General features: G+C 67.7%; 22 protein-coding genes. 17 read left to right on the forward strand and 5 right to left on the reverse strand.

Annotated elements, in window-relative coordinates; genetic code table 11:
- Positions 1-23: 23 nt before the first annotated feature.
- The 4 genes from C1924_RS00245 (at position 24) to C1924_RS00260 (ending at position 4,140) form a co-directional block, all read left to right on the forward strand.
- Positions 24-1,082 carry a LacI family DNA-binding transcriptional regulator gene (locus tag C1924_RS00245; protein WP_108763548.1) on the forward strand — a complete coding sequence of 353 codons (1,059 nt, stop codon included), beginning with the start codon at positions 24-26 and terminating at the stop codon, positions 1,080-1,082.
- 173 nt (positions 1,083-1,255) lie between these two features.
- A complete protein-coding gene (gene kduI, locus C1924_RS00250; protein WP_108760816.1) occupies positions 1,256-2,104 on the forward strand; it encodes a 5-dehydro-4-deoxy-D-glucuronate isomerase in 849 nt (282 codons plus the stop codon).
- A gap of 80 nt (positions 2,105-2,184) precedes the next feature.
- Complete coding sequence (kduD, locus tag C1924_RS00255; protein ID WP_108763549.1) at positions 2,185-2,940, forward strand: 2-dehydro-3-deoxy-D-gluconate 5-dehydrogenase KduD; 756 nt, start codon at positions 2,185-2,187, stop codon at positions 2,938-2,940.
- Positions 2,941-3,042: 102 nt separating this feature from the next.
- A complete protein-coding gene (locus C1924_RS00260; RefSeq protein ID WP_108763550.1) occupies positions 3,043-4,140 on the forward strand; it encodes a GDSL-type esterase/lipase family protein in 1,098 nt (365 codons plus the stop codon).
- A gap of 73 nt (positions 4,141-4,213) precedes the next feature.
- On the opposite strand, the gene C1924_RS00265 is transcribed toward C1924_RS00260, so the two are convergent.
- Positions 4,214-4,873 (reverse strand): DUF4375 domain-containing protein, encoded by a 660-nt coding sequence (locus C1924_RS00265; protein WP_108763551.1) that lies wholly within the window; start codon positions 4,871-4,873, stop codon positions 4,214-4,216.
- Positions 4,874-5,033: 160 nt separating this feature from the next.
- Here C1924_RS00265 and C1924_RS00270 point away from each other — a divergent pair, with 160 nt between their 5' ends.
- Positions 5,034-6,209, forward strand: a complete 1,176-nt coding sequence (locus tag C1924_RS00270; protein WP_159094725.1) for a Fic/DOC family N-terminal domain-containing protein — start codon at positions 5,034-5,036, stop codon at positions 6,207-6,209.
- 68 nt (positions 6,210-6,277) lie between these two features.
- On the opposite strand, the gene phhA is transcribed toward C1924_RS00270, so the two are convergent.
- Positions 6,278-7,171, reverse strand: coding sequence for a phenylalanine 4-monooxygenase (phhA, locus tag C1924_RS00275; protein WP_108763553.1), 894 nt, complete (start codon positions 7,169-7,171; stop codon positions 6,278-6,280).
- A 125-nt stretch (positions 7,172-7,296) separates the two neighbouring features.
- Between phhA and C1924_RS00280 the strand changes: the two genes are divergently transcribed.
- Positions 7,297-7,779: an Lrp/AsnC family transcriptional regulator gene (locus tag C1924_RS00280; RefSeq protein ID WP_108763554.1), complete on the forward strand. Its 483-nt coding sequence runs from the start codon at positions 7,297-7,299 to the stop codon at positions 7,777-7,779.
- Between the two features lie 87 nt (positions 7,780-7,866).
- Positions 7,867-9,864 (forward strand): hypothetical protein, encoded by a 1,998-nt coding sequence (locus tag C1924_RS00285; protein ID WP_108763555.1) that lies wholly within the window; start codon positions 7,867-7,869, stop codon positions 9,862-9,864.
- Between the two features lie 35 nt (positions 9,865-9,899).
- Here the strand turns inward: C1924_RS00285 and C1924_RS00290 are convergent, their stop codons facing one another.
- The gene (locus tag C1924_RS00290; protein WP_108763556.1) at positions 9,900-10,895 is read right to left on the reverse strand and encodes a patatin-like phospholipase family protein; all 996 of its coding nucleotides are present in this window, start codon (positions 10,893-10,895) and stop codon (positions 9,900-9,902) included.
- Positions 10,896-11,284: 389 nt separating this feature from the next.
- Between C1924_RS00290 and C1924_RS00295 the strand changes: the two genes are divergently transcribed.
- Positions 11,285-13,552: a TonB-dependent receptor gene (locus tag C1924_RS00295; RefSeq protein WP_108763557.1), complete on the forward strand. Its 2,268-nt coding sequence runs from the start codon at positions 11,285-11,287 to the stop codon at positions 13,550-13,552.
- Between the two features lie 112 nt (positions 13,553-13,664).
- Here C1924_RS00295 and C1924_RS00300 read toward each other — a convergent pair whose 3' ends face one another.
- Complete coding sequence (locus tag C1924_RS00300) at positions 13,665-14,504, reverse strand: phosphatase PAP2 family protein (protein WP_108763558.1); 840 nt, start codon at positions 14,502-14,504, stop codon at positions 13,665-13,667.
- Positions 14,505-14,748: 244 nt separating this feature from the next.
- On the opposite strand from C1924_RS00300, the gene C1924_RS00305 reads away from it, so the two are divergent.
- A complete protein-coding gene (locus tag C1924_RS00305; protein WP_108763559.1) occupies positions 14,749-15,627 on the forward strand; it encodes a hypothetical protein in 879 nt (292 codons plus the stop codon).
- 11 nt (positions 15,628-15,638) lie between these two features.
- Positions 15,639-16,850 carry a DUF4785 domain-containing protein gene (locus C1924_RS00310; RefSeq protein WP_108766918.1) on the forward strand — a complete coding sequence of 404 codons (1,212 nt, stop codon included), beginning with the start codon at positions 15,639-15,641 and terminating at the stop codon, positions 16,848-16,850.
- A 164-nt stretch (positions 16,851-17,014) separates the two neighbouring features.
- On the opposite strand, the gene C1924_RS00315 is transcribed toward C1924_RS00310, so the two are convergent.
- Positions 17,015-17,800, reverse strand: coding sequence for an ATP-binding cassette domain-containing protein (locus tag C1924_RS00315; RefSeq protein ID WP_108766919.1), 786 nt, complete (start codon positions 17,798-17,800; stop codon positions 17,015-17,017).
- A 189-nt stretch (positions 17,801-17,989) separates the two neighbouring features.
- Between C1924_RS00315 and C1924_RS00320 the strand changes: the two genes are divergently transcribed.
- The 7 genes from C1924_RS00320 to C1924_RS00350 all read left to right on the forward strand — a co-directional run bounded on the left by C1924_RS00320 (position 17,990) and on the right by C1924_RS00350 (position 26,682).
- Positions 17,990-19,192 (forward strand): fatty acid desaturase, encoded by a 1,203-nt coding sequence (locus C1924_RS00320; protein WP_108763560.1) that lies wholly within the window; start codon positions 17,990-17,992, stop codon positions 19,190-19,192.
- Positions 19,189-19,518, forward strand: a complete 330-nt coding sequence (locus C1924_RS00325) for a hypothetical protein (protein ID WP_108763561.1) — start codon at positions 19,189-19,191, stop codon at positions 19,516-19,518. The genes C1924_RS00320 and C1924_RS00325 overlap by 4 nt, the downstream gene beginning before the upstream one ends.
- A 59-nt stretch (positions 19,519-19,577) precedes the next feature.
- Positions 19,578-20,390: a bifunctional DNA-formamidopyrimidine glycosylase/DNA-(apurinic or apyrimidinic site) lyase gene (gene mutM, locus C1924_RS00330; protein ID WP_108763562.1), complete on the forward strand. Its 813-nt coding sequence runs from the start codon at positions 19,578-19,580 to the stop codon at positions 20,388-20,390.
- A gap of 68 nt (positions 20,391-20,458) precedes the next feature.
- On the forward strand, positions 20,459-21,025 hold the full coding sequence (locus C1924_RS00335; RefSeq protein WP_108763563.1) for an ECF-type sigma factor: 567 nt from the start codon (positions 20,459-20,461) through the stop codon (positions 21,023-21,025).
- Positions 21,026-21,041: 16 nt separating this feature from the next.
- A complete protein-coding gene (locus tag C1924_RS00340) occupies positions 21,042-23,507 on the forward strand; it encodes a serine/threonine-protein kinase (protein WP_108763564.1) in 2,466 nt (821 codons plus the stop codon).
- 48 nt (positions 23,508-23,555) lie between these two features.
- Positions 23,556-25,160 (forward strand): glucan biosynthesis protein D, encoded by a 1,605-nt coding sequence (locus C1924_RS00345; protein WP_108763565.1) that lies wholly within the window; start codon positions 23,556-23,558, stop codon positions 25,158-25,160.
- 170 nt (positions 25,161-25,330) lie between these two features.
- A protein-coding gene (locus C1924_RS00350) for an IS3 family transposase (protein WP_108763566.1) occupies positions 25,331-26,682 on the forward strand; the annotation gives its coding sequence in 2 pieces (ribosomal slippage) (positions 25,331-25,778 and positions 25,778-26,682; 1,353 coding nt in all).
- The last annotated feature ends 91 nt before the right edge of the window (positions 26,683-26,773 follow it).

Consider the following 26,773-nt stretch of genomic DNA (forward strand, 5'->3'; position numbering starts at 1 on the left):
CCCAGACTTACCGGGTTCACTACATGTCAGTGCGCAACAAGAACGATGCCGCCACGCCGGCATTGGCGAAGGGCAAGGCCGCCACGATCAACGACATCGCGCGACTGTCGGGAGTATCGAAGAAAACGGTTTCACGGATCATCAACAACTCGCCCCTGGTGCGCAAGGACACGCGTGACAAGGTCGAGGCGCTGATGCGCGAGGTCGGCTACACGCCTGATCCGCTGGCGCGTGGCCTGGCCTTCCGCCGCTCCTTCCTGATCGGCATGGTCTACGACAACCCCACCGCGCAGTACATCGTGGACATGCAGTACGGCGCGCTGGATGCGCTGCGCGGGTCCAGCTTCGAGCTGGTGGTGCACCCCTGCGACAGCCGCAGCCCGGGCTACATCGACGGTGTGCGCCGCTTCGTGCAGCAGCAGAAGCTGCACGGGGTGATCCTGGTGCCGCGTGCCTCGGAAGACCAGGCGCTGGCCGACATGCTGGACGAGATCGGTTGCCGCTTCACCCGCGTGGCCGCGCTGCCGCTGGATGAAAGCTCGCAGATGGTGGTGACCCACGACCGCGATGGTGCGGCCGAAGCCGCCGATTACCTGCTGTCGCTGGGCCATCGCGAGATCGCCCTGGTGACCGGCCCCAGCGCCTACCGCTCCGCGCACGAGCGCACCGCCGGCTTCATCGACGCGCTGTCCCAGCGCGGCATCGAACTGCCCAAGGACCGCATCATCGAAGCCGGCTACACCTTTGAATCGGGCGTTGCCGCCGCCGAGAAGCTGCTGCTGGGCAAGCGCCGGCCGACCGCCATCTTCACCGGCAACGATGAAATGGCTGCCGGCATCTACAAGGTGGCGCTGCGTGCGGGCATCAACATCCCCCGCCAGCTGTCCATCGTCGGCTACGACGACAGCCCGCTGGCCTCGCGCCTGTGGCCGTCGCTGACCTCGGTGCGCCGCCATACCCGCGACACCGGCCGCACCGCCGCGGCGATGCTGATCCAGCCCGACAGCCAGGCCGCACTGCAGATCGCCAGCGTGCGCCCGCACCTGATCGTCCGCGACTCCTGCCAGCCGCCAGAGGATTGAGGCCGAAGGCCTCAATCCTGCAGGTCGGTGGGTCACGACCGTTGGTCGTGACTCTCCAGCCCTGCCACCCTATCGTGCGGCGCAAAATGACACCGGTTACCAACGCCGCTAGAATCGACCGTGAACCGCGCCGGGGCCGAACCCTTCGGCCCGCCCCCCGCTCTGGAGAAGCCATGTACTGCAAGACCCACTACGCCACCCATCCCGACGCCATCAAGGGCGCCAGCAACGACCAGCTGCGTGAGCTGTACCTGCTCGACGGCCTGTTCAACGCCGGCCAGGTGACCCTGAAGTACACCCACTACGAGCGTTTCGTGCTCGGCGGCGCGGCCCCGGTCGATGCCCCGCTGGCCCTGCCGGCACAGACCGAACCGGCCTCGGCCGCCGGCCATCCCTTCCTGGAGCGCCGCGAGCTGGGTGTGATCAACGTCGGCAGCGGTACCGGCACGGTCACCGTCGATGGCACCGTCTACACGCTCGGTCCGAAGGACGGCCTGTATGTCGCGATGGGCAGCAAGGATGTCGTGTTCGCCTCGCAGGACGCGGCCAATCCGGCCCAGTTCTACCTGGCTTCCACCCCGGCCCACGCCCGCTTCGAGACCAAGCAGCTGTCGATCAAGGATGCGGTGGCGCTGGACCGCGGTGCGCTGGAAACCAGCAACGAGCGCACCATCTACCAGTACATCGTGCCGGCCACCTGCCAGTCCTCGCAGCTGCTGCTGGGCCTGACCGTGCTCAAGCCGGGCAGCGTCTGGAATACCATGCCGCCGCACCTGCACGACCGTCGCAGCGAGGTCTATTTCTACTTCGACCTGGGCCAGAACGACCGCGTCTACCACTTCATGGGCGAGCCGGACGCACAGCGCCACATCGTCATGCAGAACAACGAAGCCGTTGTGTCGCCGCCGTGGTCGATCCACATGGGCGCCGGTACCAGCAACTACGCCTTCATCTGGGCGATGGGCGGCGAGAACCTGGACTACACCGACATGCACGTGCTGGACATCTGCCAGCTCAAGTAAGCCCTGACCGGCCGCCGTGCACCGTGCGCGGCGGCCGTCGCTGTTCACCCCGCTCGCCTCTACCAAGGAACGCATACGCAATGGCTAATCCCTTCAGCCTGGAAGGCAAGGTCGCTCTGGTAACCGGTGGCAATACCGGGCTGGGCCAGGGCATCGCCGTGGCACTGGCCGCCGCTGGCGCCGATGTCGCCGTGGCCGGTATCGCCCCGCCCACCGAAACCATCGAAAAGATCACCGCGCTGGGCCGCCGCTGCCTGGCCATCGAAGCCAACCTGATCAGCATCGAGCCGGTGGCGCGCGTGGTGCGCGAAACCATCGAAGGCCTGGGCGGCCTGGACATCCTGGTCAACAACGCTGGCCTGATCCGACGTGCCGATGCGGTGGATTTCAGTGAGCAGGACTGGGACGACGTGATGAACGTCAACATCAAGTCCGCATTCTTCATTTCGCAGGCCGCTGGCCGCCACTTCATCGAACAGGGCCACGGCAAGATCATCAACATTGCGTCGATGCTGTCGTTCCAGGGCGGTATCCGCGTGCCGTCGTACACCGCCAGCAAGAGCGGCATCGCCGGCATCACTCGCCTGCTGGCCAACGAATGGGCTGGCAAGGGCGTGAACATCAACGCCATTGCGCCGGGCTACATGGCCACCGACAACACCGCCCAGCTGCGTGCCGACCAGGACCGCAACAAGGCGATTCTCGAGCGCATTCCGGCCGGCCGCTGGGGTACTCCGGAAGACCTGGCCGGCGCGGCCGTGTTCCTGGCCTCGTCGGCATCGGATTACATCAACGGCGCAGTGCTGCCGGTGGATGGTGGTTGGTTGGCGCGGTAAGCGATGGCCTTCGGTAGTGCCGGCCGTTGGCCGGCATTGCCCTGCATGCTGCAAATATTCATGAGGTTGCCGGCCAGCGGCCGGCACTACCGGGGACCGGCCATGCGCAACCTGCTGCTGCTGTTGCTGCTGTCATGCACCGCTGCGCAGGCGGCGCCGGTGCGGGTGTTCATCGCCGGCGATTCCACGGCTGCCACGTATGGGCCCGACCGTGCACCGCAGGCGGGCTGGGGCCAGGCGCTGCAGAGCTACCTGGACCCGGCGCGCTACGAAGTGCACAACCATGCCAAAGGCGGGCGCAGCACGCGCAGCTTCATCGAAGAAGGGCGCCTGGAGGCGATCGCCGCGGAACTGCGCCGCGGTGATGTTCTGCTGATCCAGTTCGGCCACAACGATGCGAAGTTTGAAGATCCCAACCGCTATACCGACCCGGACGCGGACTACCCGCGCCTGCTGATGAACTACGTGCAGGCCGCACGTGACAAGGGCGCCACGCCGGTATTGATCACACCGGTGGCGCGCCTGCTGTACGACTTCGGGTCACTGCTGGACACGCATGCGCGCTACACGCTGGCGATGCAGCAGCTGGCCGCGCGCGAGCACGTCGCGCTGATCGAACTCAACGACCGCAGCACGCGTTGGATCCGCGCGCTGGGCGAGCAGGGCGCGCGCCCGTACTTCCTGTTCGTGCCGGAACAGAACAAGGCCGACGGCACCCATTTCAGTGTGGCCGGTGCCAACGCCGTGGCCTGTCTGGTGCTGCGCGAGGCGGTACCGCTGCTGCCGGCGCTGCAACCGGCGCTGGTGCGCGACATCGACTGCGATGTGATGGGTGCAGGGCAGGGTGCCGATGCCGCGCGGCCCTCACAAGTGGTGCATGAGGATGCCGTCGCGCGCGCACAGCCGGGGCCGCATGGCGGTGCCGGGCCGACCACTGCCTATCCGTTCTTCGCCGATGCGGCAGATCTGCCGTTCGTGCTGCGCAAGCGCGTGCTGCACAAAGGCGCCGGCATCGGCCTGCATCCGCAGCACAAGGACGAGATCTACTACATCGTCAGCGGGCAGGGCAGTTACGTGCTGGATGGCAAGCAGCATGACGTGCGGGCGGGCCATGCGCTGTTGACCCGCACCGGCAGCACGCATGCGCTGCAGCAGGTGGGGGAAGAGGACCTGGTGGTGGTGTTGGCGTACCCGCGCTGAACCGTAGAGTCGAGCTTGCTCGACTGCTCTTCAACGTCAGTCGAGCAAGCTCGACGCTACCGCGGTGCAAGGGTCAGCGTTGTTCAACAGGCTCCGGGCCGAAGTGCCTCAACCCCAACCTGGCCAGGTCCTCCGGTCGCTCGAAATAGGCCTCATCGAACGCATGCAGGGCGGCCTGCTCGTCCTCGGTCATCGCGCCGTACAGGTCATGCAGCTGCTTGATCTCCGGGTCGTCCTCCAACCGGTCCAGCAGCCCGCGCATGCCGGCCAGGATCGCGTGCGTCTGCACCGCGCCCATGGCCTGCAGTGCCCGCAGCGCCAGCTGGCAGGTCGCATCGCCCCAGTTGCACAGGAACTGCATGAAACCGCCGTTGTTGATGTCCGCTTCCATGCGCCACAGTGCCACCAGCTGCTGGTCTTGGTCGGACAACGCATCCAGCGACCATGCGGCCGCCTGCAAGCGCGCCAGCGCCGCCTCGTAGCGGTCATCCCAGACCTGGTTGGGGATATCGACCACGCCCTCCTCGCGCGCAGGCAGCAGGGCCGGCCAGTTCACGCCCAGGCCATCGGGGGTGGCCACCCACTGCGCGCGCTGTTCCGGCGTGGCCTCGAACAGCGCAGGCGCCCAACGCAGCGGCTGCCGGGTGCGGCGGCCATCGGCCAGGGTCAGCAGGATGAAGTCGTCGTCGAAGGCGACGTCGGTAACGCGCAGGGAGGCAAACACATCAGTCATGCCGTGCAGGATAGCGGGAGGGGCGATTCGCTCCTAAGCTTCAAATGCGCCTTCTGGATTTGAAGTTTACTTGCTTAAACTTCAAAAGCTTGGGAGGCTTTTGAAGGATAGCCAACCTCTGCGGAGATGTTCGATGCGCCGGGCAGACATTGCAGGCCCCTTGCAGGCCTATCTGGTCCCGGTGGAAGGGCGGCCCAACCTGCTGGCCATGACACCCCCGCCGACACCCCGCCGGTTGCCGGAAGGGCATACGGGCTCGCGCCAGCGCCTTATCGAGGCGAATGCCTCGCTGGTCCGGCTGGATCAAGCGATGCGGCACTGGCCTGCGCCCGACCTGGTCACTCGAACACTTGCACGGCGCGAAGCTGTGCAAAGCTCCCAGATCGAGGGGACCCAGACCAACCTGGATGAACTGCTGGTGTTTGAAGCCACCCTCGGCCTGGATGGCCTGCCAGCCGATGTCGTGGTGACCGAGCGCTACGTACAGGCCTTGCAACTGGGCCTCGATGCCGTGCGCGCCAACGGACGCAAGGCACTCGATCTCACCCTGGTGAACCAACTGCACGCGGTACTGATGCAGGACGCCGCCGACGACTTTCCAAAGGGATGCTATCGCCAGGAGCAGGCCATCATCGGCGCGCTGGGCGGACGACCGGAGGATGCCCGCTTCGTGCCGTCGCCGCCCGATCGCATTGACCAAGCCATGCGGGAACTCGAGCACGCCATGCTGAAATACGAGCCCGCCGAGGAAGAGCAGTTCGAGCTCAACATCATTGCGCAGCTCGCAATCGCCCACGCCCAGTTTGAAACCATCCATCCCTACAAGGATGGCAATGGGCGCATGGGAAGGCTGCTGCTGCCGTTGATCCTCGCCGCCGAACACCACCCACCGCTCTATCTTTCTGGCGCCTTGCTGCGCAACAGGAGCGCCTACTACGACGCACTCAACCACGTGCAGCTTCGCGGTGAGTGGGGACCGTGGATGGACATGCTGTGCCAGGCCGTGGTGGAGTCTGCCCATGACGCGATTTCCATCGCCGATGACATGTCCCGGCTGACGGCAGCGTGGGAGACTCAACTGCAAGGGTATCGCCGTGATTCGGTGGCACGCAGGCTTCCGCCACTGCTGATCGGGCACCCGGTGGTGACCGCGGGCCAGGTGGCTGCGTTGCTTGAGGTGTCTGACCGCTCTGCCCTGACGGGCATCTACGCGCTTGAGTCGGAGGGAATCCTTGTCCCCGGTAACGATCGTCGCTGGGGACGTACCTATCACGCGCACGCCGTCCTGCAGCGGCTCAATCAACTGCCCACGCCGCTTCACGATCGACCGCGCTGACCGGCGGTCTTCGGGGTCAGAGCCCTTTCGTGCGAAAGGGATCTGACCCCAATGGCCAGGTAGTGGCCTCAGACGTCGCCACCGTCCGCCCAGCCCTCGCCCGTACCGGCCTGCAACAGGCGGTCATCGGCCTGCACTTCACCGGCCGGCAGGTGCGCCTGGTCGGCCAGCGCGGTGTAGATCGGGGTGAAGTCCGGCGAGGTGGCCTGCATCAGCTGCTCGAAGCTGTCGATGACGAAGTAGGTCTTCTGGAAGGTGTCGATGCGGTACTTCGTGCGCATGATCCGCTGCAGGTCGAAGCCGATGCGGTTGGGCGCGGCTGATTCCAGCGAGTACAGCGATTCGCCCTTGGACGAGACGATGCCGGCGCCGTAGATGCGCAGGCCCTCGGGGGTGTCGATCAGGCCGAACTCCACCGTGTACCAGTACAGGCGCGTGAGGTTCTGCAGCGCATCCGGGCCGATGGCATGCGCTTTGACACCACCGCGGCCGTAGGCCTCCATGTAGTCGGCGAACACGGGGTTCATCAGCAGCGGCACGTGGCCGAACAGATCGTGGAACAGGTCCGGTTCGGCGATGTAGTCGATCTGGTCCGGTCGGCGGATCCACCAGGTCACGGGGAAACGGCGGTTGGCCAGGTGGTCGAAGAAATCCAGTTCCGGCAGCAGGCCTTCCACGCCCACCAGGGTCCAGCCGGTGGCCGCGCCCAGCACTTCGTTGAGCTGGTCGAAGCGCGGAATCATGTGCGCGTTCATGCCCATCTCGTCCTGGGCGTCGAGGAACTCCTGGCAGGCGCGGCCGACCAGCAGCTCGCGCTGGCGCTGGTAAAGCGTGCTCCAGGTGGCGTGGTCGTCGGCGGTGTAGGTCTCCCACGGTTGCTCGACGAGCGCGGTGGTGTACACCGGCACGTAGCCCTTGTCGGTCTGCTGGTGTTCGACGCGGCGGGGCTGGGCGAGGTCCATGGGGCACTCCTTGAAGGGATACCGGTGATGCTAGGGCAGGGCGCGCGCAACAGGGTTGCAAAAGTTGCGCGTAATGGGCCTCGTGGCGCAATATCGTTGCGTACTCACCGTGTTGCGGGGCAGCAATGGCCGGAGAAGTCCAGTTCGATCGCACGGATATACGCCTGTTGGCCGAAATCCAGCGCGATGGTCGCGCCACCAACGCCGAGTTGGCGACGCGGGTGAACCTGTCGCCGTCGGCCTGCCTGCGCCGCCTGCAGCGGCTGGAAAGCGAAGGGGTGATTGTCGGTTACGGCGCCCGCCTGGAACCGCGCCAGCTGCGCCTGGGCCTGCAGGCCTTTGTCCGCGTGCAGCTGGAAAAACACGACCAGGCCGCCATCGGCCACTTCGTGGACAGCGTGCTGGGCTGGGATGAAGTGGTGGCCTGCCATGCCCTGACCGGCGACATGGACTACCTGCTGCACGTCTACGTGCGCGATCTGGAGCATTTTTCGCGCTTCCTGCTGGACAAGCTGCTCAATGCCGGGGGTGTGGCCGACGCCAATTCCAGCTTCGTGCTGCGCACGGTGAAGGGCTTCCAGGCGCTGCCGCTGTCACAGCTGGAATGAGCCTGCGGCCCTGATTTGACGGCGTCGGGCGGGTAGTCGAGCATCACCGCCCTGCGCGCGGCGCAGCGTCTCCTTCCGGTTCCAGGCATGTCCGAACTCCAGCACACGGTGCTCACCCCCACCTTCCTGCCGCTGCAGCGCAAGTCGCTGGCGCGTTACATCGCCCATGGAACGCCACCGCAGACCGCGCTGGAACAGGCCGGGCTGATGGCTGCGCAGCTGTGCCGCACGCGCCTGCATGCGCCGGCCGTGATCGAGCGGCTGCTGCACGACGCCTGTGCGCTGTTCGCCAGCAACGAAGCCGCCGCCACGCAGCTGACCGGAACGGGCGGTGGTGGCCAGCCGGAACTGGATGCCTGGCTGGCGGCGCTGGCCGCCCATGGCGTGCTGCTGGCCCCCCCGGAGATCCTGCAGGAGGTCATCGCGCAGTCGCCGCGCGAGTATCCCGGCCTGGCCCTGCAGCAGGCCTGCCAGCAGACCCTGGCCGAGGAGGAGATCCATTTCCCGGCCGCCTTCGCCAGCGACGATGAAGATGACCACGCGGACGAGGCTGCCGGCAGCGACGCGCGGGCCGTGCAGCACCATGGCCTGTACACCTCCGAGCAGGCCCGCGTGCTGCGTGCCATCGCGGCCAACCCCGATGAGCTGATCGACCTCGATGGCTATGCCGGTACCGGCAAGGGCCATCTGGTGCTGGCGCTGATGGACGCACGGCCGGGCCGCTATACCTACGTGGCACCGTCGCGTGGCCAGGTGGAGGCGTTCCGCGCCCGCGTCCCGGCCAGCACTGCGGTACGCCTGCTGACCCAGATCGAATTCGCCAACCGCGTGGCCCAGCACGCCGCGCGCAGCGGCCAGACCGGCGGCTTTGTCGCCAGCTACCGGCGCAGCACCCGCACCCCACGCGAAATCGCCGGCCGCATCGGCCTGCAGGGCATCGGTGGGCGCAGCCCCGAGCAGGTGCTGCTGACCGCCTTCGAGGCGATCAACCGCTGGTGCGCATCGTCCGCGCCGCGCATGGCTTTCCAGCATTTCGACCGGTCGGTGCCCGCCGCGATGCTGGATGTATCGCCGTACCTGGCCGCCGCCGAGCACGTCTGGCGCAGCATGTTCGATGACGAGCTGCAGCGCGGCGCCCTGCTGAGCCTGAGCCCGGCACATATCGGCAAGTGGCTGGCGCTGCGCGGGGTCACCCCGCCGCCGGACATGGGCATGCTGCTGGTGGACGAAGCGCACGATCTGAGCCCGTCGTGGAAGCAGCTGCTGGCCGGCCATGCACCCGGCGTGGTCAGCCTCGGCGATCCGCACCAGTGCCTGACCGGCACGGTGCCGCGCTGGGCGGCATCGAAGGTGCTGGAAATGCACCAGTCGGTGCGCCAGGGCAACCAGGTCGACGGTCTGGTGAACCAGGCGTTGGCACTGGATGGCCTGGGTCAGGACAGCGGTCCGTTCGTCGGCGCCGCCGATCGCGCTACTGGTGTGCTGTATTACCGGCACTGGTCGCAGGCACCGGCCAAGGGCCTGCGCATCCATGGCAACGCCAGCGATCTGGCCCTGGATGCCGCGCAGCTGCAGGCGAGGGGGCTGCGGCCTTACCTGCACCCGGCATCGCTGCGCGCGCTGCGCAGCGCGCTGCAGCGTCCGCTGGACGCATGGCGCCGGCGGCGTGACAACGAAGCAACCTCGGAATGGCAGCGCGTGCAGGCCGAGGAAGGGCAGGGCGGGTGGGCCGAACTGTTCGCATCGGCTGACCGGGTGCAGTCACTGCTGCAGGTGCTCGATGAGCAGGACACGCCCGCCGATGCGCGGGTGGCCCTGTGCCTGGCCGAACATGCGAAGAACCTGCAGTTCGACGTGGTCTCGCTGGCGCCCGGCTGCTTCAGTGCGGGGCAGGGCGAACGCATCTGGCACAACCCGGTGCGCGCGGTCTATCTGGCGCTCACCCGCGCGTGCCGCCAGCTGCATCTGCCCGCCGACGGCATGGAGCAGCTGAAGCACACGGCGGCGCTGCAGGAACAGGCACGGCAGGCACGCAGGCGTGAGCGGCAACAGGCCAGTGGCTACCGGCCCGCGCGCACGCGCTAGGCGCGGCGCTGCTCAGCGCCGACGGCTCGGGGCGTTCAGCACTTTTCCTTGCGGCCCATCAGCTTGCCCAGCCGCGAAGGCTCATCGCACTTCGGCGCCACTACCGGGGCAGGCGGAGCCAGCGCGGCGGCGCGCGCCTTCTGCAGCTGCAGGATCTTCGCGCGGATCTGCGGCATGGCTGCCATCGCGGCCTTTTCGCCTTCGAGGATGGCGGTGCCACGCTGGCTGAAATCGGCGGCACCGATATCCAGCACCTTCGGCCGGATCACGATGTCGGCGCGCGCCAGCTCCTGTTCGCCCAGGCGCTGGCCCATGATCGCGATCGACTGGTTGACGATGCCCAGCATGCCGGTCGGCGCCTTGCCACTGGCCTTGCTGGAGATGTCCACGGCGATGACGAACTCGGCACCCAGCTGGCGCGCGGCGTCCACCGGCACCGGGCTGACCACGCCGCCGTCGATGTAGTTGCGGCCACCGATCTTCACCGGCTCGAACACGCCGGGGATGCTGCTGGACGCGCGCACCGCCTGGCCGACGTTGCCGCGCACGAAGATCGCGCGCTCGCCGGTTTCCAGCTGGGTGGCAACGGCGGCGAACGGCTTCTTCAGCTTTTCGGCCGGGCGGTTGGCCACCTGCTCGTTGACGTAGTCCTGCAGTTTCTGGCCCTGCACCAGGCCGCCGGAGAACAGGCGCACGTCGCGGATGCTGGCTTCATCCAGCGCCACCGCCCTGCTCTGCATCTGGAACGCGTCCATGCCACTGGCATACAGCGCGCCGACCACGCTGCCGGCGCTGGTGCCCGACACCACGACCGGCTCGAAGCCATTGGCTTCCAGCATCTTGATCACGCCGATGTGGGCAAACCCCTTGGCCGCGCCACCGCCGAGGGCGATGCCGATCTTCACCGGCTTGGCCTGCGGCACCACGGTGGGTTGCGGCGGCGGCGTGGGGCGGACCTCTTCACCACCGCAGCCGGCCAACAGGCCGAGCAGGGCGACGGACAGCAGCACGCGGGGGCGGAACAGGCTCATCGGCAATGCGCTCGGGGCGCCGGATTCAGGAAAGGGCGCCAGCATACCGAAGCTGCTGCGGGCCGGGCAGGGTGGGGGCCGGACCGATTCATCGAAGGCTCCGGCTTGGTGCAGGCCCGGCAGGCCAGGCCCCGCGCACTCTGCTGCGCACGATGGCGCTCCGGCAGCCCGATGGGCGGGCCGGATGTGCCCGGTCTGGCTACTGGCACGCAAGGACCCCAGGGACATCGCAAGCGCGCTGCTGCAGGGGAAAAAAGCACGTGCAGCGGCCCGTCGGCGGCACTGCGGAACGCAGGCCATGAACGATCGGCATTTGCGGCGCGGGTGCTGTATTGCAACAATTATCTGGTAGCGCCGTTTTACCACCCCTCCAAACACAGCCTACCGCCATGTCTCCGACCCGCACTTCCCGTGGCCGCCTTCCGGTCGCGCGCCCCCTCGTTGCCGCTCTTTCCGCCCTGCTGCCGCTGGTAGCAGCCGCCCAGGAAACCCCCGCTGCCAAGGATCCGGTTGCCCTCGATGCCCTCCAGGTAACCGCGCAGCGCCGCGTCGAGAACGCCAAGGACGTGCCGGTCGCAATCACCGCCATCCAGGGCGAGAAGCTGGATGTGCTCGGCTCGGCCGGCGATGACATCCGCTTCCTGTCCGCGCGCGTGCCCAGCCTGAACATCGAATCGTCCTACGGTCGTGCCTTCCCGCGCTTCTACATCCGCGGCCTGGGCAACACCGATTTCGATCTCAATGCATCGCAGCCGGTATCGCTGGTGTATGACGATGTGGTGCAGGAAAGCCCGTTGCTGAAGGGCTTCCCGCTGTTCGACCTGGCCGGCGTGGAAGTGCTGCGTGGCCCGCAGGGCACGCTGTTCGGCCGCAACACCCCGGCCGGCGTGGTGAAGTTCGATTCGGCGCGCCCGTCGCAGGATGCCGATGGCTACGTGAAGGTGTCCTACGGCAGCTATGACACCTGGAACGTGCAGGGCGCCTACGGCGGCCCGCTGACCAGCCGCTGGTCGGCCCGCGTGTCGGCGCTGTACCAGCGCCGCGACAACTACGTGGACAACACCGTCGCCAGCGCGCCGAGCTCGGGCTTTGAAGGCTATGACGAAGCCGCAGGCCGCGTGCAGTTCCTGTACGAAGGCGATGATGTGGAAGCGCTGTTCAACCTGCACAAGCGCAAGCTCAACGGCACCGCGCGCCTGTTCCGCGCCAACATCATCCAGCCCGGCAGCAATGCGCTGGTCGAGAACTTCGACCGCGACAAGGTCTCCACCGATGGCCTGAACTTCTCCAACCTGGAAACCTGGGGCGGCAGCGCGCGCATCAAGTGGGACCTGGGCCGGGTCACCCTGCACTCGATCACCGGCTACGAAACCGCCGAATCGCTCAACCACGGCGACGTCGATGGCGGCTACGGCGCCTCGTTCCTGGGCGCGGGCAACTACGGCCCGGGCTTCATTCCGTTCCCGTCCGAATCGGCCGACGGCCTGCCGCACCACCGCCAGTGGACGCAGGAATTCCGCGTCGAATCCAACGAATGGGGCCGCTTCGACTGGCAGGCCGGCGTGTTCTACTTCGATGAAGACGTCACCATCGACAGCTTCAACTACGACTCGCTGACCCCGGGCAACCCGCAGACCGGCCACGCCGTGCAGAGCCAGCGCAACAAGGCCTGGGCGGCGTTCGCCTCGGGCGACCTGGACGTGACCGACCGCTTCAAGCTGCGTGCCGGCGTGCGCTACACCCAGGACAAGAAGGACTTCACCGCCAGCGTGCTGCAGGCCGTGCCGGGCGGCACGCCGGTCAGCGGCCCGTACCTGGCCAACAGCGATGTCGACGATGTCAGCTGGGACCTGAGCGGCGTCTACCAGATCACCGACAACATCAACGCCTACGCGCGTGTGGCCAAGGGCTTCCGTGCACCGTCGATCCAGGGTCGCCTGGCATTCGGCGGCGTGACCCAGGCCGATTCGGAAAAGGTGATTTCGTATGAAGCCGGCATCAAGGCCGACCTGTTCGACCGTCGCGCCCGCCTGGGCTTCAACGTGTTCCGCTACAACGTTGATGGCCAGCAGCTGATCGCCGTGGGTGGCAGCAACAACACCGCCACCCTGCTCAACGCCGACAAGACCCTCGGCCAGGGCTTCGAGCTGGACTTCGAGGCCTACCTGACCGATCACGTGCTGATGACCCTGGGCAGCAGCTACAACGACACCGAGATCAAGGACAAGAATCTGGCCGTGGCGATCTGTGGCGGCGGCTGCACCATCACCGACCCGACCACCGTCATCAACGGCGGCACCTACGCGCTGGTCAACGGCAACCCGCTGCCGCAGGCGCCGAAGTGGATCCACAACCTGACCCTGCGTGCCGGCTTCCCGGTGAACGACGCCAGCGAGATCTACGTCTACACCGACTGGGCGTACAAGAGCCCGGTGAACTTCTTCCTGTACGAGTCGCCGGAGTTCCGCAGCCGCAGCTCGCTGGAAGGCGGCCTGCGCGTGGGCTACAACTGGGATTACGGCCAGTACGACGTGGCCGTGTTCGGCCGCAACCTGACCAACCAGACCCGCGTGGTCGGTGCGATCGACTTCAACAACCTGACCGGCTTCCTCAACGAGCCGCGCACGTTCGGCGTCGAGTTCACCGCGAAGTTCTGATGCGGTTGATGGCGTAATGCAATGAAGAAGGGCCGGCGCAATGCCGGCCCTTCTGCTTTCAACGACCCGGTAGTACCGGCCGCTGGCCGGCAGCGACCAATCCGGTATGCGCTTACAGCGCGCTTTCCGGGCGTACCTTCAGTACCGCTTCCTCGGCGGCGCAGTCGCGGCTGGAATGCAGGCCGGCCTTGCGCGCAGCAGCGATTTCCTTGCGCGCCGCCAGCAGATCCTTGTTGAACGCCGCGTTGTCATGCAGGCGGGCCACCGCAGCCGCGCCCATGAAACGCCCTTCGAGGATGTCGCTCTGCCAGTGCACGTTGCACACCAGGCGGCTCTCGCCGTAGTTGCGGCCGCGCGCCTGGATGGCGTCGGCGCGGTCCGGGGCGATCTCCGACAGGATCAGCGCCCAGGCCCAGCCGATGGAGGTGTGGCCTGACGGGTACGAGCCGTTCTTTCGCAGCCCGGCTTCATCGTCGGGCGTGCAGGTCGGCTCGCCGTTGACCATGAACGGGCGCGGCCGCTGGTACTGGTTCTTCGCTGCCTTGGTGGCGGCGCTGGCATCGATGCGGCTGCGTTCCAGCAGGCGGTACAGGGCCGGCGTCTTCACGGCGTCCACGTCGATATCGGCGGCGCAGGAGAACTGGTTGGCGCCTTCCGGGAAACCGAGTTCGGCATCGCCGGTGGCCTGGGCAAAGCGCGGCGTGCCGCGCAGGGCACGGGCCTCGCGGCTCACCTGCTCATCCAGTGCGAAACCGGCCGAACCGGCGGCCGGCGGTGCCGGTACCAGGGCGATGCTGGCCGGCACGGCCGCCTTGTCCAGATAGCCCAACGCCTTGGTGGTGATGGTGGCTTCCACGGCTGTCGGCGGGGTGGCGGTGGTCGCGCAACCGGCCAGCGACAGGGCAATGGCCAGGCCGAGCAGGGGACGGGCGGGGAGGGCAGGCAAAGACATGGGCAGGCTCGAGACAGGAAACACAGCGGCCATGATCGCAGCCCCTCCCGCTGCCTGCAGCGTCCATCGGTCATACAGCCAGACCCGGCATGGTGCGTGTGGAGGGTCACGAACGTGCAATAAACGACATTAGATGTCGCCAATGGCCCGAATTTGGGCGCAGCGCACGGACTTTCACATAGGCGGACGACGAGCATCGGCTCACAGCCGGGCCGGGGGGATCCGCTGATGAGGGAGAGATGCGATGCGCAGCACCGCAACAGGAAGTACCGCTTTGGCCCTGCTGCTGGGCCTGGCCAGCCCCCCGGTGATCGCCGCCGATGTCTACGGCGTGGCTTTCGTGCACGGCACCGGCGCGCAGACCAACGCCACCCAGGACTACTGGCAGCCGGCCATCATCGACACCGTGCGCCAGGGGCTGCCGAACAGCAGCAACTACGTGGTGATCAACTGCGATTTCACCCAGTACATGTGGAAGCCGGAGGCAGCCGGCTGCCTGGCCGGGCAGCTGACCGGCTTCATCGACAGCCGCGGCATCACCCAGCTGGTGGTCATCACCCATTCCAACGGCGGCAACGTGGTGCGCTGGATCCTGTCCAACCCCACCTACGACAGCCGCTACCCGAAGATCATCAGCACGCTGCGCAAGGTCACCGCGCTGGCACCGTCCTCGGCCGGCACGCCGCTGGCGGATGCGGTGATCAACGGCAACACCTTCGAGAGCTCGCTGGGCTGGCTGCTGGGCTACCAGAACGACGCCGTGCGCATGCAGCAGGTCGGCCACATGGCCACCTACAACGCGCAGAACCTGTATGGCACGGCGGGCCGTCCCGCGTTGCCCAAGCCGTTCCGCGCGGTGGTCGGCAGCGATGTCGAATCGGCGGTCTGGGACAGCAACAGCTACTGCGGCGGCTACGCGGCCAACGTCGGCCTGGAATTCACCCAGAACTGGCTGTCGTCCTGTTCGGACGGCTTCCTGGAATGCAGCAGCCAGAGGGCCGCCGGCAGCGTCCTGTTCACCGACAAGGCGCGCACCCAGGGCGCCGAGCCGCTGAGCCACAACCAGAGCCGGCGCGAGTGTTTCGGCCTGGGCACGATCCTGCGCAACGACCTGACCCAGTGAGGGAGATGACCATGAAGATGCATTCCACCCTGCTGGCTGCGGCCGCAATGGGCGCCGCTGCCACGCTTGCTGCAGCACCCGCACAGGCCGCGCAGGCGCTGCGTGCCGCCGTTACCGGTGACCAGGTTCCGCTGACACTGGTGGCAGCGCCGCTGCCAGCCGATGATAGCGAACGTGTGCCGCTGGCCTTCGCGTGGGCGCTGGACCCGACCCAGCCGTTGCAGGCGCCGGGCACCTACGCGGCGGTCAGCCGCAGCTATTGGCAGCAGGTCGACGCAGCCGAACTGCAGCGCGGCCTGGACCTGCCGCTGACCGCACCGGATGCGGTGATCCAGCTCAGCCCCGGTGCGGGCGCGCGCGCGCTGCCTGCCGAAGCGCTGCAGGTGCGTGATGCTGCCGGCCGCACCACGGTTGCACGCAGCGTGGATGCGCGCCAGCTGCAGGCCGCCGGCATGGCGGTGAGCGATGGCAGCAGCATGCTGCGTACCGGTGCCAGCAGCGCGGTGGGCGTCTACCGGCTGCAGAGCGCGCAGGCGCAGGGGCGCTACGTGGTGCAGGTGCTGGAACCCAACAGCCCCGTGCGGCTGGAAGTACAGGCGCAGCAGGCGCACGTGCTGGCCGGTGGCAGCGTGCAGCTGCAGGCACGCCTGCTGGAGGATGGCGCGAGCGCCGCGACGTTGACCGCGCGCCGCGGCAGCTTCGGCGGTGAAGCCCTGCTGGTGGCCCCGGATGGCCGCAGCTGGCCGCAGCGGTTGCGGCGCACTGCTGATGGACGCCTGCAGGCACAGGTGCGCATCCCGGCCGAGGCCAGCAGTGTGCAGGGCCTGTGGGAACTGCAGGTGTTTTCCCAGGCCGATGGTGTGCTGCGTGATGGCAAGGTGGCCTTCGCCGTGGCGCAACCCACCGCACGTTTCAGTGGCCAGGCCACGCCCGACACTGCCAGCCGCCAGGTCAGCCTGCCGCTGCAGGTGGCGGCGGCCGGGCGCTACGAAGCACGCGGCACGCTGTACGCCACCGGGGCCGACGGTCAGCTGAAGCCGGTGGCCCAGGCGCACGCGGCAGCGTGGTTCGAGAGTGCCGGCCGTGGCGCGCTGGTGCTGCCCTTTGACCGGGCTGCACTGCCGGCCGGCTTTGGCGCGCCCTATGAACTGCGCGATCTGCAGTTGCAGGACCAGAGCCGGATGGCGCCGATCGAATCGCGCGCGCTGGCGCTGCGGTTCTGAGCAACGGCGGCGCGGGGGGAAACCACGGCGGGGTAGAGTCGACTGTCAGTCGACTGCTCTTCGTTCAGACCGCGAACATCCCGCGCTGTGCGCGATAGTCGACTGACAGTCGACTCTACCGCCATGCCGCCATGCCGCCATGCCGCCGTGCCTGCCGATGGCTTCTACCCCGCGTACGCGGTCAGCCGCCCGTCGTGCTCGACCACGCTGATGGCCCCGCCGAACACCGCCGACAGCGGTTCGTCACGCAGCAGTTCATCGCGGGTGCCATCGGCCAGTACGCGGCCGTCGCGCAGCAGTACCACGCGCTCGATCTCGGGAATCACTTCCTCGATATGGTGGGTCACCAGCACCAGGGTGATGCCCTGCTGGGCGAGCACGCGCATGGTGGCCACCAGCTGCTGCCGCGCCACCAGGTCCAGGCCGGTGGAGGGTTCATCCAGCAGCAGCGCCTGCGGCCGGTTGACCAGGGCGCGGGCAATCAGCACGCGGCGCGTCTCGCCGGCTGACAGTTCGGCGTAGGCGCGTTCGCGCAGGGCCAGCGCGCCGGTCATGGCCAGTGTCTCACCCACCCGCGCCAGCATGTCCGCCGTCACTTCGCGGAAGGCCGGCACTACATAGCTGGCGAAGAAGCCGGACAACACCGCCTGTTCCACGGTCAGCCCGGGCATGTCGGACAGGTTACTGCTGAGGTCGCCGGTGACGATGCCCAGCTGCGAACGCAGGCGATCGACCTGCCAGCGGTTCTGCCCCAGCACTTTCACTGCCACCCGGCCGTCGGCCTGGGCCAGCGGGTACAGCTCGCGGGTGATCAGCTTGATGAAGGTCGATTTGCCGCACCCGTTCGGGCCCAGCAGCGCGGTGTGCTGGCCCTGGGCGATGCGCAGGCTGAGCCCGTGCAGGACCTTCACCTGGCCGCGGATGACGCTGGCATGGTCCAGCTCGATCAGGGGGGGCAGCTCCGCGGTGGACGGGGCAGTGGTAACGGCGCGGGCGCGCGGATCAAGGCTCGACAACTCAGGTCCCCAACTGTGAACAGTGCCACTTTATGACGGTGCAGGAATACCGCCGCGAGGGTGCAGTTTGCAACCCAAGCGCCCATCATGTCTGCCATCCCTGCGTTGATCCGGAGTGCCGCCATGTCCGATGCCCTGATCTCCCTGCTCACCGGTGGCGTGCTCGGCCTGGGCGGCTGGGCCATGCTGGGGGTGCTGCTGGTGTTCACCCAGCTCACCATCTTCTCGGTCACCCTTTATCTGCACCGCAGCCAGGCCCATCGCGGGGTCGATTTCCATCCCGTGGTGGCGCACGCGTTCCGCTTCTGGCTGTGGCTGACCACCTCGATGATCACCCGCGAATGGGTGGCCATCCACCGCAAGCACCACGCCAAGGTGGAAACCGAGGACGACCCGCACAGCCCGGTCACCCGCGGCATCGGCAAGGTGTTCTGGCACGGCGTGGAGCTGTACCGCGAGGCGCGCGGCATGCGCGCCGATATCGAGCAGTACGGCCGTGGCACCCCCGATGATGCCATCGAGCGCCACCTGTACACCCCGCGTGCCACCCTCGGTCCGATCCTGCTGCTGGCCATCAACAGCGTGCTGTTCGGCCTGCCCGGCGTGGCCCTGTGGGCGATCCAGATGGCCTGGATTCCGTTCTGGGCAGCCGGCGTGGTCAACGGCCTGGGCCACTGGTGGGGCTACCGCAACTACGAATCGGCCGACACCTCCACCAACCTGACGCCGTGGGCGTTCTGGATCGGTGGCGAGGAACTGCACAACAACCACCATGCTTTCCCCAGTTCGGCGCGCTTTGCGATGCGGCGCTGGGAGTTCGACATCGGCTGGAGTGCGATCCGCCTGCTGCAGGCGCTGCGCCTGGCCAAGGTGCTGCGGGTGGCGCCAGCCATGGACGTGCGCCCGAACATCGCCGTGCCCGATGCCGAAACCCTGAAGGCGCTGCTGTCGCACCGCTTCCAGGCAATGACCGACTACCAGCGCAACGTGTTCATGCCGGCCCTGCGCGAAGAGGCCACCCAGGCCGGAGCGAAGCTGCGGCGCCTGCTGCCGCGCCGCCTGCGCCGGGGCCTGGTCAACGACGGGCGGTGGTTGCAGCCGGACAGCCGCGCCCAGCTCAGCGAATGGGTGGCACAGCGCCCGCGCATCCGCACCCTGGTGGAATACCGCGCGCGCCTGGCTGCGCTGCTGGAAGCCCGTGGCCATGATGCCGCCGAGCGCCTGCGCCAGCTGCAGGCGTGGTGCCACGAGGCCGAGGAAAGCGGCATCGCCGCCCTGCAGGCCTATGCCGCGCGGCTGAAGGGCTACACCCTGGTGGGCGCATGAGGCAGCTGCTGGTTCCAATGCTGTGCCTGCTGCCGCTGGCCGCCTCCGCGCAGGTCAGTGACACGGCCACCTACCTGCAGCGCATGGACAGCGATGGCGATGGCAGGGTGAGCGAATCGGAGTACGTGCAGTGGATGCTGTACGCCTTCGATCACATGGATCGCAACCGCGATGGCGTGCTGACCGCCGATGAACTGCCCGGCGGCAAGGGCAGGCCGATCACCCGCGAACAGCAGCGGCAGGTCATCGTGCAGCGCTTCCACAAGCAGGATGCCAACGGGGATGGCTACCTGGATGCACGCGAACTTTCGGCACCGCCGCGCTGACACTGCACCGTCGCCGTGCCGTGCCGGCCGCTTCGCACGGCCCGGCGTAGAATCCCCCCATGCCTGAACTGCCCGAAGTAGAAACCACCCGCCGCGGCCTGGCGCCGCATCTGGAAGGCCGCCGCGTCCACGGGGTGATCCTGCGCCGCGCCGACCTGCGCTGGCCGATACCACCGGAGGTGGCCGAGCAGCTGCCGGGCCAGCGCATCGACGCGGTGCGCCGCCGGGCCAAGTACCTGCTGCTGGATACCGCTGTGGGCAGCGCCGTACTGCATCTGGGCATGTCCGGCAGCCTGCGCGTGCTGCCGGGTGACACCCCGCTGCGCACGCACGACCATGTGGATATCAGCCTGGACAACGGCCGCCTGCTGCGTTTCAACGACCCGCGTCGCTTCGGCAGCCTGCTCTGGCAGCCAGCCGGCGAGGTGCACCCGCTGCTGCAGGGCCTGGGCCCGGAGCCGCTGGACGAGGCCTTCGACGGCGATTACCTGTTCGAGCGCAGCCGCGGCCGCAGCGCACCGGTGAAGACCTTCCTGATGGACCAGGCGGTGGTGGTGGGCGTCGGCAACATCTACGCCGCTGAAAGCCTGTTCAAGGCCGGCATCAGCCCGCTGCGCGAAGCCGGCAAGGTGTCGCGCGAGCGCTACCGGCGGCTGGCCCGCGAGGTGAAGGACACCCTCGGCTATGCCATCACCCGCGGTGGCACCACCCTGCGGGATTTCATCAGCCCCGACGGCGCTCCGGGCTACTTCGAGCAGGAACTGCTGGTCTATGGCCGCGACGGCCTGCCGTGCCCGCAGTGCGGCAGGCCGCTCAAGCACGCGATGATCGGCCAGCGCGCCAGCGTGTGGTGCAGCCGCTGCCAGCGCTGAATATCTTCATGCAGCGCACACCGGCAGCGTTATAGTCCGCACAGCATCCGCTGCGGGGGGAGGTTGCGATGGACGAAGGACCGGATATCACCGTCTGGCTTGATGCCGCGCGTGGCGGTGACCGCACCGCACTGGACCGCGTGCTGACCACGCTGTACCAGGAGCTGCATGGCATGGCCCGGCGCCAGTTGGCCGGCCAGCAGGGGCGCACGCTGGATGCCACCTCGCTGGTGCACGAGTCCTACCTGAAGCTGCTGGGCAGCCGCGGCGCGGCGCGCTTCGAGGATCGTGCCCATTTCTTTGCCTATGCCGCCTCGGCCATGCGCAGCGTGGTGGTCGATTACGCGCGCAACCGGCTGGCGCGCAAGCGCGGCGGCGACCTGAAGCGGGTGGCCGAGATTCCCGAGAACAGCAGCAGCGGCGTCCGCCTGGACGAGGACCTGCTGGCCCTGGACGTGGCCCTGGAGCGCCTGCAGGCCGTCGATGCGCATCTGGCACGTGTGGTCGAACTGCGCTACTTCGCGGGCCTGTCCGAACTGGAGATCGCCGAACTCAGCCAGCGCTCGGAGCGCAGCATCCGCCGTGACTGGCAGAAGGCACGGCTGTTCCTGCTGGCGGCGATGCGCGGCGACTGAGGCGCGCGGAGCGACCATGGATGCCGCGCGCTGGCAGCAACTGTCGTCCTGGCTGGACCAGCTGCTGGAGCTGGCCCCCGAGGCACGGCAGCTGCGCCTGCAGCGGCTGGCCGCGCATGACCCTACCCTGGGCCGTGACCTGGAACGCCTGCTGCAGCAGGAGGCCGACAGCCGGGAGTTCATGGCCCAGCCGCTGTGGACGGCTTCGCCCTCGGGGCGCGCCGGCAGCCAGGTGGGCCCGTACCGCCTGCTGGGCCCGCTGGGCGAGGGCGGCATGGGCGAGGTGTGGCTGGCCGAACGCTGCGACGGCCTGTACGAGCGGCAGGTGGCCCTGAAGCTGTTGCGCAGTGGCGTGGCCGACCCCGGCCTGCGCCAGCGCTTCGGCCGCGAACGGCAGATCCTGGCCCGGCTGCAGCACCCGCACCTGGCCCAGCTGCTGGATGCCGGCGTGGACCAGCACGGCCAGCCCTATCTGGCGCTGGACTACGTGGAAGGCGAACCGATCAGCGATTACTGCCGGCGCCTGCAGCCTCCGCTGGAGACCCGCCTGCAGCTGATGCTGCAGGTGTGTGCGGTGGTCAGCCACGCCCACGCCAACCTGGTGGTTCACCGTGACCTGAAGCCCTCCAACATCCTGGTCCGCGCCGATGGCACGGTGAAGCTGCTCGATTTCGGCATCGCCGCGCTGCTCGACCACGACGATGCCGATGCGACCCACCCGCCCACCGAGGTGCGTGCATTCACCCTGCACTACGCCGCCCCGGAACAGGTACGTGGCGAGGCGGTGACAACCCTCACCGATGTCTATTCGCTGGGCGTGGTGCTGTTCGAGGTCGTAACCGGGCACAAGCCCTACCGCCTGCGCCGGCACAGCGATGCCGAATGGGAGCGTTCGATCCTGGACGTGCAGGCGCCACGCGCGTCGGTCCTGCTGCAGCGGCTGGCGGATCAGCCCGGCGCGGCGCGGCGTGCACTGCAACGGCAGGCCCGGCAGCTGCGCGGTGACCTGGACGTACTGCTGGAAAAAGCGCTGCAGAAGGATCCTGGCCAACGCTATGCGTCGGCCGAAGCCCTGGCAGGCGACCTGCAGCGCTACCTGCAGGGCCGCCCGATCCAGGCCCGACCGCCGGGCATGGGCTACCGCGTCAACAAGTACATCGGCCGGCACCGCTGGGGCGTCGCGCTGGCATCGCTGGCGGTGCTGGCCCTGCTCGGTACCACCTCCATCGCACTGTGGCAGGCGCGCCAGGCGCAGGTGGAAATGGCCCGCGCGCAGGCGATGCAGGATTTCACGGTCGGGCTGTTCGACAAGGCGGCCAGTGAGCGCCATGGCCATTTCGACGTGCCGCAGCTGCTGGCTACCGGGCAGCAGCGTGGCGAGGCCGAGCTGGCCGACCAGCCGCTGGCGCTGGCCGAGCTGGAAGGCGTGATCGGCCGCCTGCGCATCGGCCTGGGCGACTACCAGCTGGCCCTGCAGACGCTGGACCAGCAGCGCCGTCTGCTGCAGCAGGTCGATGAGGTACCGCCGGCCCTGCAGCTGGACGCGGTGACCCAGCGCGGGCGTGCGCTGCGCATGCTGGGGCGCGACCGCGATTGCCTGGCGCACCTGCAGCCGCTGCAGGCCCTGGCTGCCCGCCAGGCCGACGCATTGCCGGCGACGGTGGCCGAATTCCATAGCCAGTTGGGGCGCTGCCAGGCGCAGCTGGGCGACGCGGAGGCGGCACGTGCCTCGTTCGAGCGCGCCCTCGCTCTGCGCCACCAGGGCATCGGCCAGCGCTTTGGCCGCGCCGAATCACTGGCTGACCTGGCCGGGCTGGATGCGAGTGCCGGGCACCTGTCCGCCGCGCTGGCCGGCTACCAGCAGGCGCTGTCCCTGCTGGACCAGCCCGCCGACAACCGCAGCCCGCAGGTGATCGGCCTGCACCGGCAGCTGGGCGAGGTGCTGGCACGACAGGGCAGGACCGAGGCCGCCGCCACCGAGCTGGATCTGGCCTGGCAGGCCGCGCAGGATGCCTGGGGCCCGCGCCATCCCGAGGCGCTGGTGGTGCGCCGCGCCCGCGCGATGCTGGCGCTGCAGCGGGGGCAGGGTGAGCGGGCGGGGCAGGATCTGCAGCAGGTGCAGGCGCTGCTGCTGGGCGCATTGGGCCCGGACCACCGCGAGGTTGGCCAGGGTGAATTCGCACTGGGGCAATGGGCCAGCGACCGCGGCGACCCCGTCCTGGCCGCCCGGCACTTTGCCCGGGCGGTGGCGATCTGGCGCCAACCCGACCACACCGCGCTGCTGCCACAGGCCCTGCTGGCACAGGCGCAGGCGCTGCAGCAGGCCGGGCAGCCCGCCGCCGCGCGCGCGGCGCTTGCCGAAGCGCGGCAACTGCTGCTGGCCCAGCGCGGGGCGATGGCGCCGGCGCTGCGTGAGCTGGACGCACGGTTGGCCACGCTGGCGCCGGCTGAACCGGCCGTACAGCCCTCCGCTGCCCGTTAACGTTTGTCTGCCTATGATGGCCGACCTTTCCCTTGCTTCCGCGCCTGCATGCAACGACGCGACTTCCTCCGCAATGCCTCCCTGGCCCTGGCCGCCTTTGGCCTGCCGACCCTGCCGGCCTGCGCGGCCGGGAAGAGCGGCCAGCTCGGCCTGCGCCGGCTCGGCCAGCCGCAGCCGTTCGATTTCGCCACCCTGAAGGGCCAGGCCCGCGCGCTGGCGCAGGCGCCCTACCAGAGCCACAAGCGGGTGCTGCCCGGCCGCCTGGAAGCGCTGGACTGGGACCAGTACCAGTCCATCGGGTACCGCCAGGACCACGCGTTGTGGGCCGACCAGCCCGGCAAATTCCAGGCCAAGTTCTTCCATCTGGGCCTGTACTTCCATTCCCCGGTGCGCATGTTCGATGTGGTGGACGGCAAGGCGCAGGAACTGGCCTATGACGGCGCGGCGTTCAACTACGGCAGGAGTGGCCTGAAGAACGGCGAGCTGCCGGCCGACCTGGGGTTCGCCGGCTTCCGCCTGAACACCCGCAAGGACACCGACCGCGACTTCGCCGCCTTCCTCGGCGCCAGCTACTTCCGCGCCGTCGGCAAGGAAGGCCAGTACGGGCAGTCGGCGCGCGCGCTGGCCATCGATACCGGCATGGGCAAGCCAGAGGAATTCCCCGATTTCATCGCCTATTACCTGGAACAGCCGGCGGCCGACTCGGACACGATCGTGGTCTATGGCCTGCTCGATTCGCCCAGCGTGGCCGGCGCCTACCGATTTGCCATCACCAACGGCGACGTGCTGTTGATGGACATCGACAGCGCGCTGTACCCGCGCAAGGCCATCGAGCGCCTGGGCATCGCCCCGTGCACCAGCATGTACCAGGTGGGCGAGAACGACCGCCGCATGGGCTGGGACTGGCGGCCGGAAATCCACGACACCGATGGCCTTTCGATGTGGACCGGTGCCGGCGAATGGATCTGGCGGCCGTTGGTGAACCCGCGCAACCTGCGCTTCAACATGTTCGTCGACCACAACCCGCGCGGCTTCGGCCTGCTGCAGCGCGACCGCAATTTCGACCATTACCAGGATGACGGCGTGTTCTACGAGAAGCGCCCGTGCCTGTGGGTCGAACCGAAGGGCGAGTGGGGTGATGGCTCGGTGCAGCTGGTGGAAATTCCCACCGTGGACGAGACCTTCGACAACATCGTGGCCTTCTGGAACCCGAAGCAGAAGCCGCAGCCGGGCCAGGAGCTGCTGGTCGGCTACCGTCTGTTCTGGGGCGCCGAGCCGCCGGCACGCACGCCGCTGGCGCACTGCGTGGCCACCCACACCGGCCTGGGTGGCGTGGTGGGCAAGAAGCGCGAGTATTTCAGCTGGCGCTTTGCGGTGGACTTCAAGGGGGGCGAGCTGGCTGCGCTGATCGACAAGGGTGAAGTGGAGGCGGTGGTGGAAGCCAGCCGCGGCCGGGTCGAGATCGTGTCGGCGCGACCGCTGCGCGAGATCGACGGTTACCGTGCGATGTTCGACCTGGTGCCGCCGGAAGGCAGCACCGAGCAGATCGACATCCGCCTGTACCTGCGCAGTGGCGGCAAGCCCCTCACCGAGACCTGGCTGTACCAGTACACCCCGCCACCGGCCGGTGCGCCCGAGCGCACGCTGTACTGAGTGGTTTGGGATTGCAGGGCTTGCAGCCCTGCACCCGCTGCTGATCAACGGCAACGTCAAGTGCGCGCATTCCGTGGGATGGCGGGGTGGGTCCGGTTGAGGGGGACGCCGTGAACCCATCCATGAAGTGACCCCCGGAGTTGGACACCTGATCCAACTCCGAGGGTTATATGAATAGATATGAGGTTCGTTTCAAATTGCAGGTCGCCAAAGAGGCCTGCAAAAGCTCCACATCGGTCAAGGCGGTTGCCCGCCGCCATGGCCTTGAGTTCTCCACGGTCAGGCGATGGGCTGCGACCTACCGGCTGCATGGCCGGCAAGGGTTTCAGCGCAAACCTCGATCCTATGACCTCCAGTTCAAGCTGAATGTCCTGGAGAAGATGGGCCAGGAGGGCATGTCGGCACGAGAGGCCACGACATACTTCCAGATCGGAGATGCCGGTGCGGTGGGGCGATGGCAACGGTTGTATGCTCACGCCGGCGCTCAAGCGCTGGGGCCACCTCCACCACCGCCACCAAAATCGATGAAAAAGACCCGCTCGTCCAAGCCCGCCGAGGACATGAGCCGCGATGAGCTCCTGAAAGAAGTGGCCTATCTGCGTGCGGAGACCGCCTACCTAAAAAAACTCGATGCCTTGATCCGGGAAGAGCAGGCGGCGCGGCAAGAAAAGCGCAAGCCGTCCAAGGATTGAGGCTGACCTACGCACTGCCGCTTTTGCTCGAAGCGGCCGAGTTGTCGCGCAGCACGTTCTACTACCAGATGCATGTTCTGGCCAATCCCGATAAGGGCGAGGCCGATCTGCGTGAGCGTGTGCGTGCGATTTACGAGCATAGCCAAGGACGCTACGGCTACCGCAGCGTAACGCTGGAGCTGGTCAACCAAGGCGAGACGATCAACCACAAGCGCGTACAGCGCCTGATGGCTGAAATGGGGCTGCAGTCGCGAGTGCGCGTCAAGCGCTACCGCGCCTTCAAGGGAGCGGCCAATGTGGTGGTGCCCAACGAAATGGACCGCCAATTTCATGCCGAGCTGCCCAACCAGAAATGGGTGACCGACGTAACCGAGTTCAAGGTGAAGGGCATGAAGCTCTATCTGTCGCCGATCATGGACCTGTACAACGGTGAGATCGTGGCCTACCAGATGAAGCGCCGGCCGGTGTTCGATCTGGTGGGGCAGATGCTGGACCAAGCCATCCAGAAACTCTCGCCCGAGGATCGACCGATGATCCACTCCGACCAGGGCTGGCAGTACCAGCATGAAAAGTACCGGCACAAGCTCCAGGCGCGCGCACTGAAGCAGAGCATGTCCCGGCGCGGAAACTGCCTGGGCAATGCGGCGATGGAGAGCTTCTTCGGGACGCTGAAGTCGGAATTCTTCTACCTGAACAGCTTTGACAGCATCGACAGCCTGGAGGCTGGGCTGGCTGAGTACATCCGGTACTACAACGAAGACCGGGTCAAACTGAAGTTGAAGGGCCTGAGCCCGGTAAAGTACCGGGAACAGGCCCAACTGGCCGCCTGATCCCCCAATGTCCAGCTTTTGGGGGTCACTTCAGGATGGGTTCACGGCGTCCCCGCAAACCCACAGTGCCCCGCCAACCCACGGAATGCCC

The sequence above is a fragment of the Stenotrophomonas sp. ESTM1D_MKCIP4_1 genome (assembly GCF_003086895.1).
In the GTDB taxonomy this organism is placed as follows: domain Bacteria; phylum Pseudomonadota; class Gammaproteobacteria; order Xanthomonadales; family Xanthomonadaceae; genus Stenotrophomonas.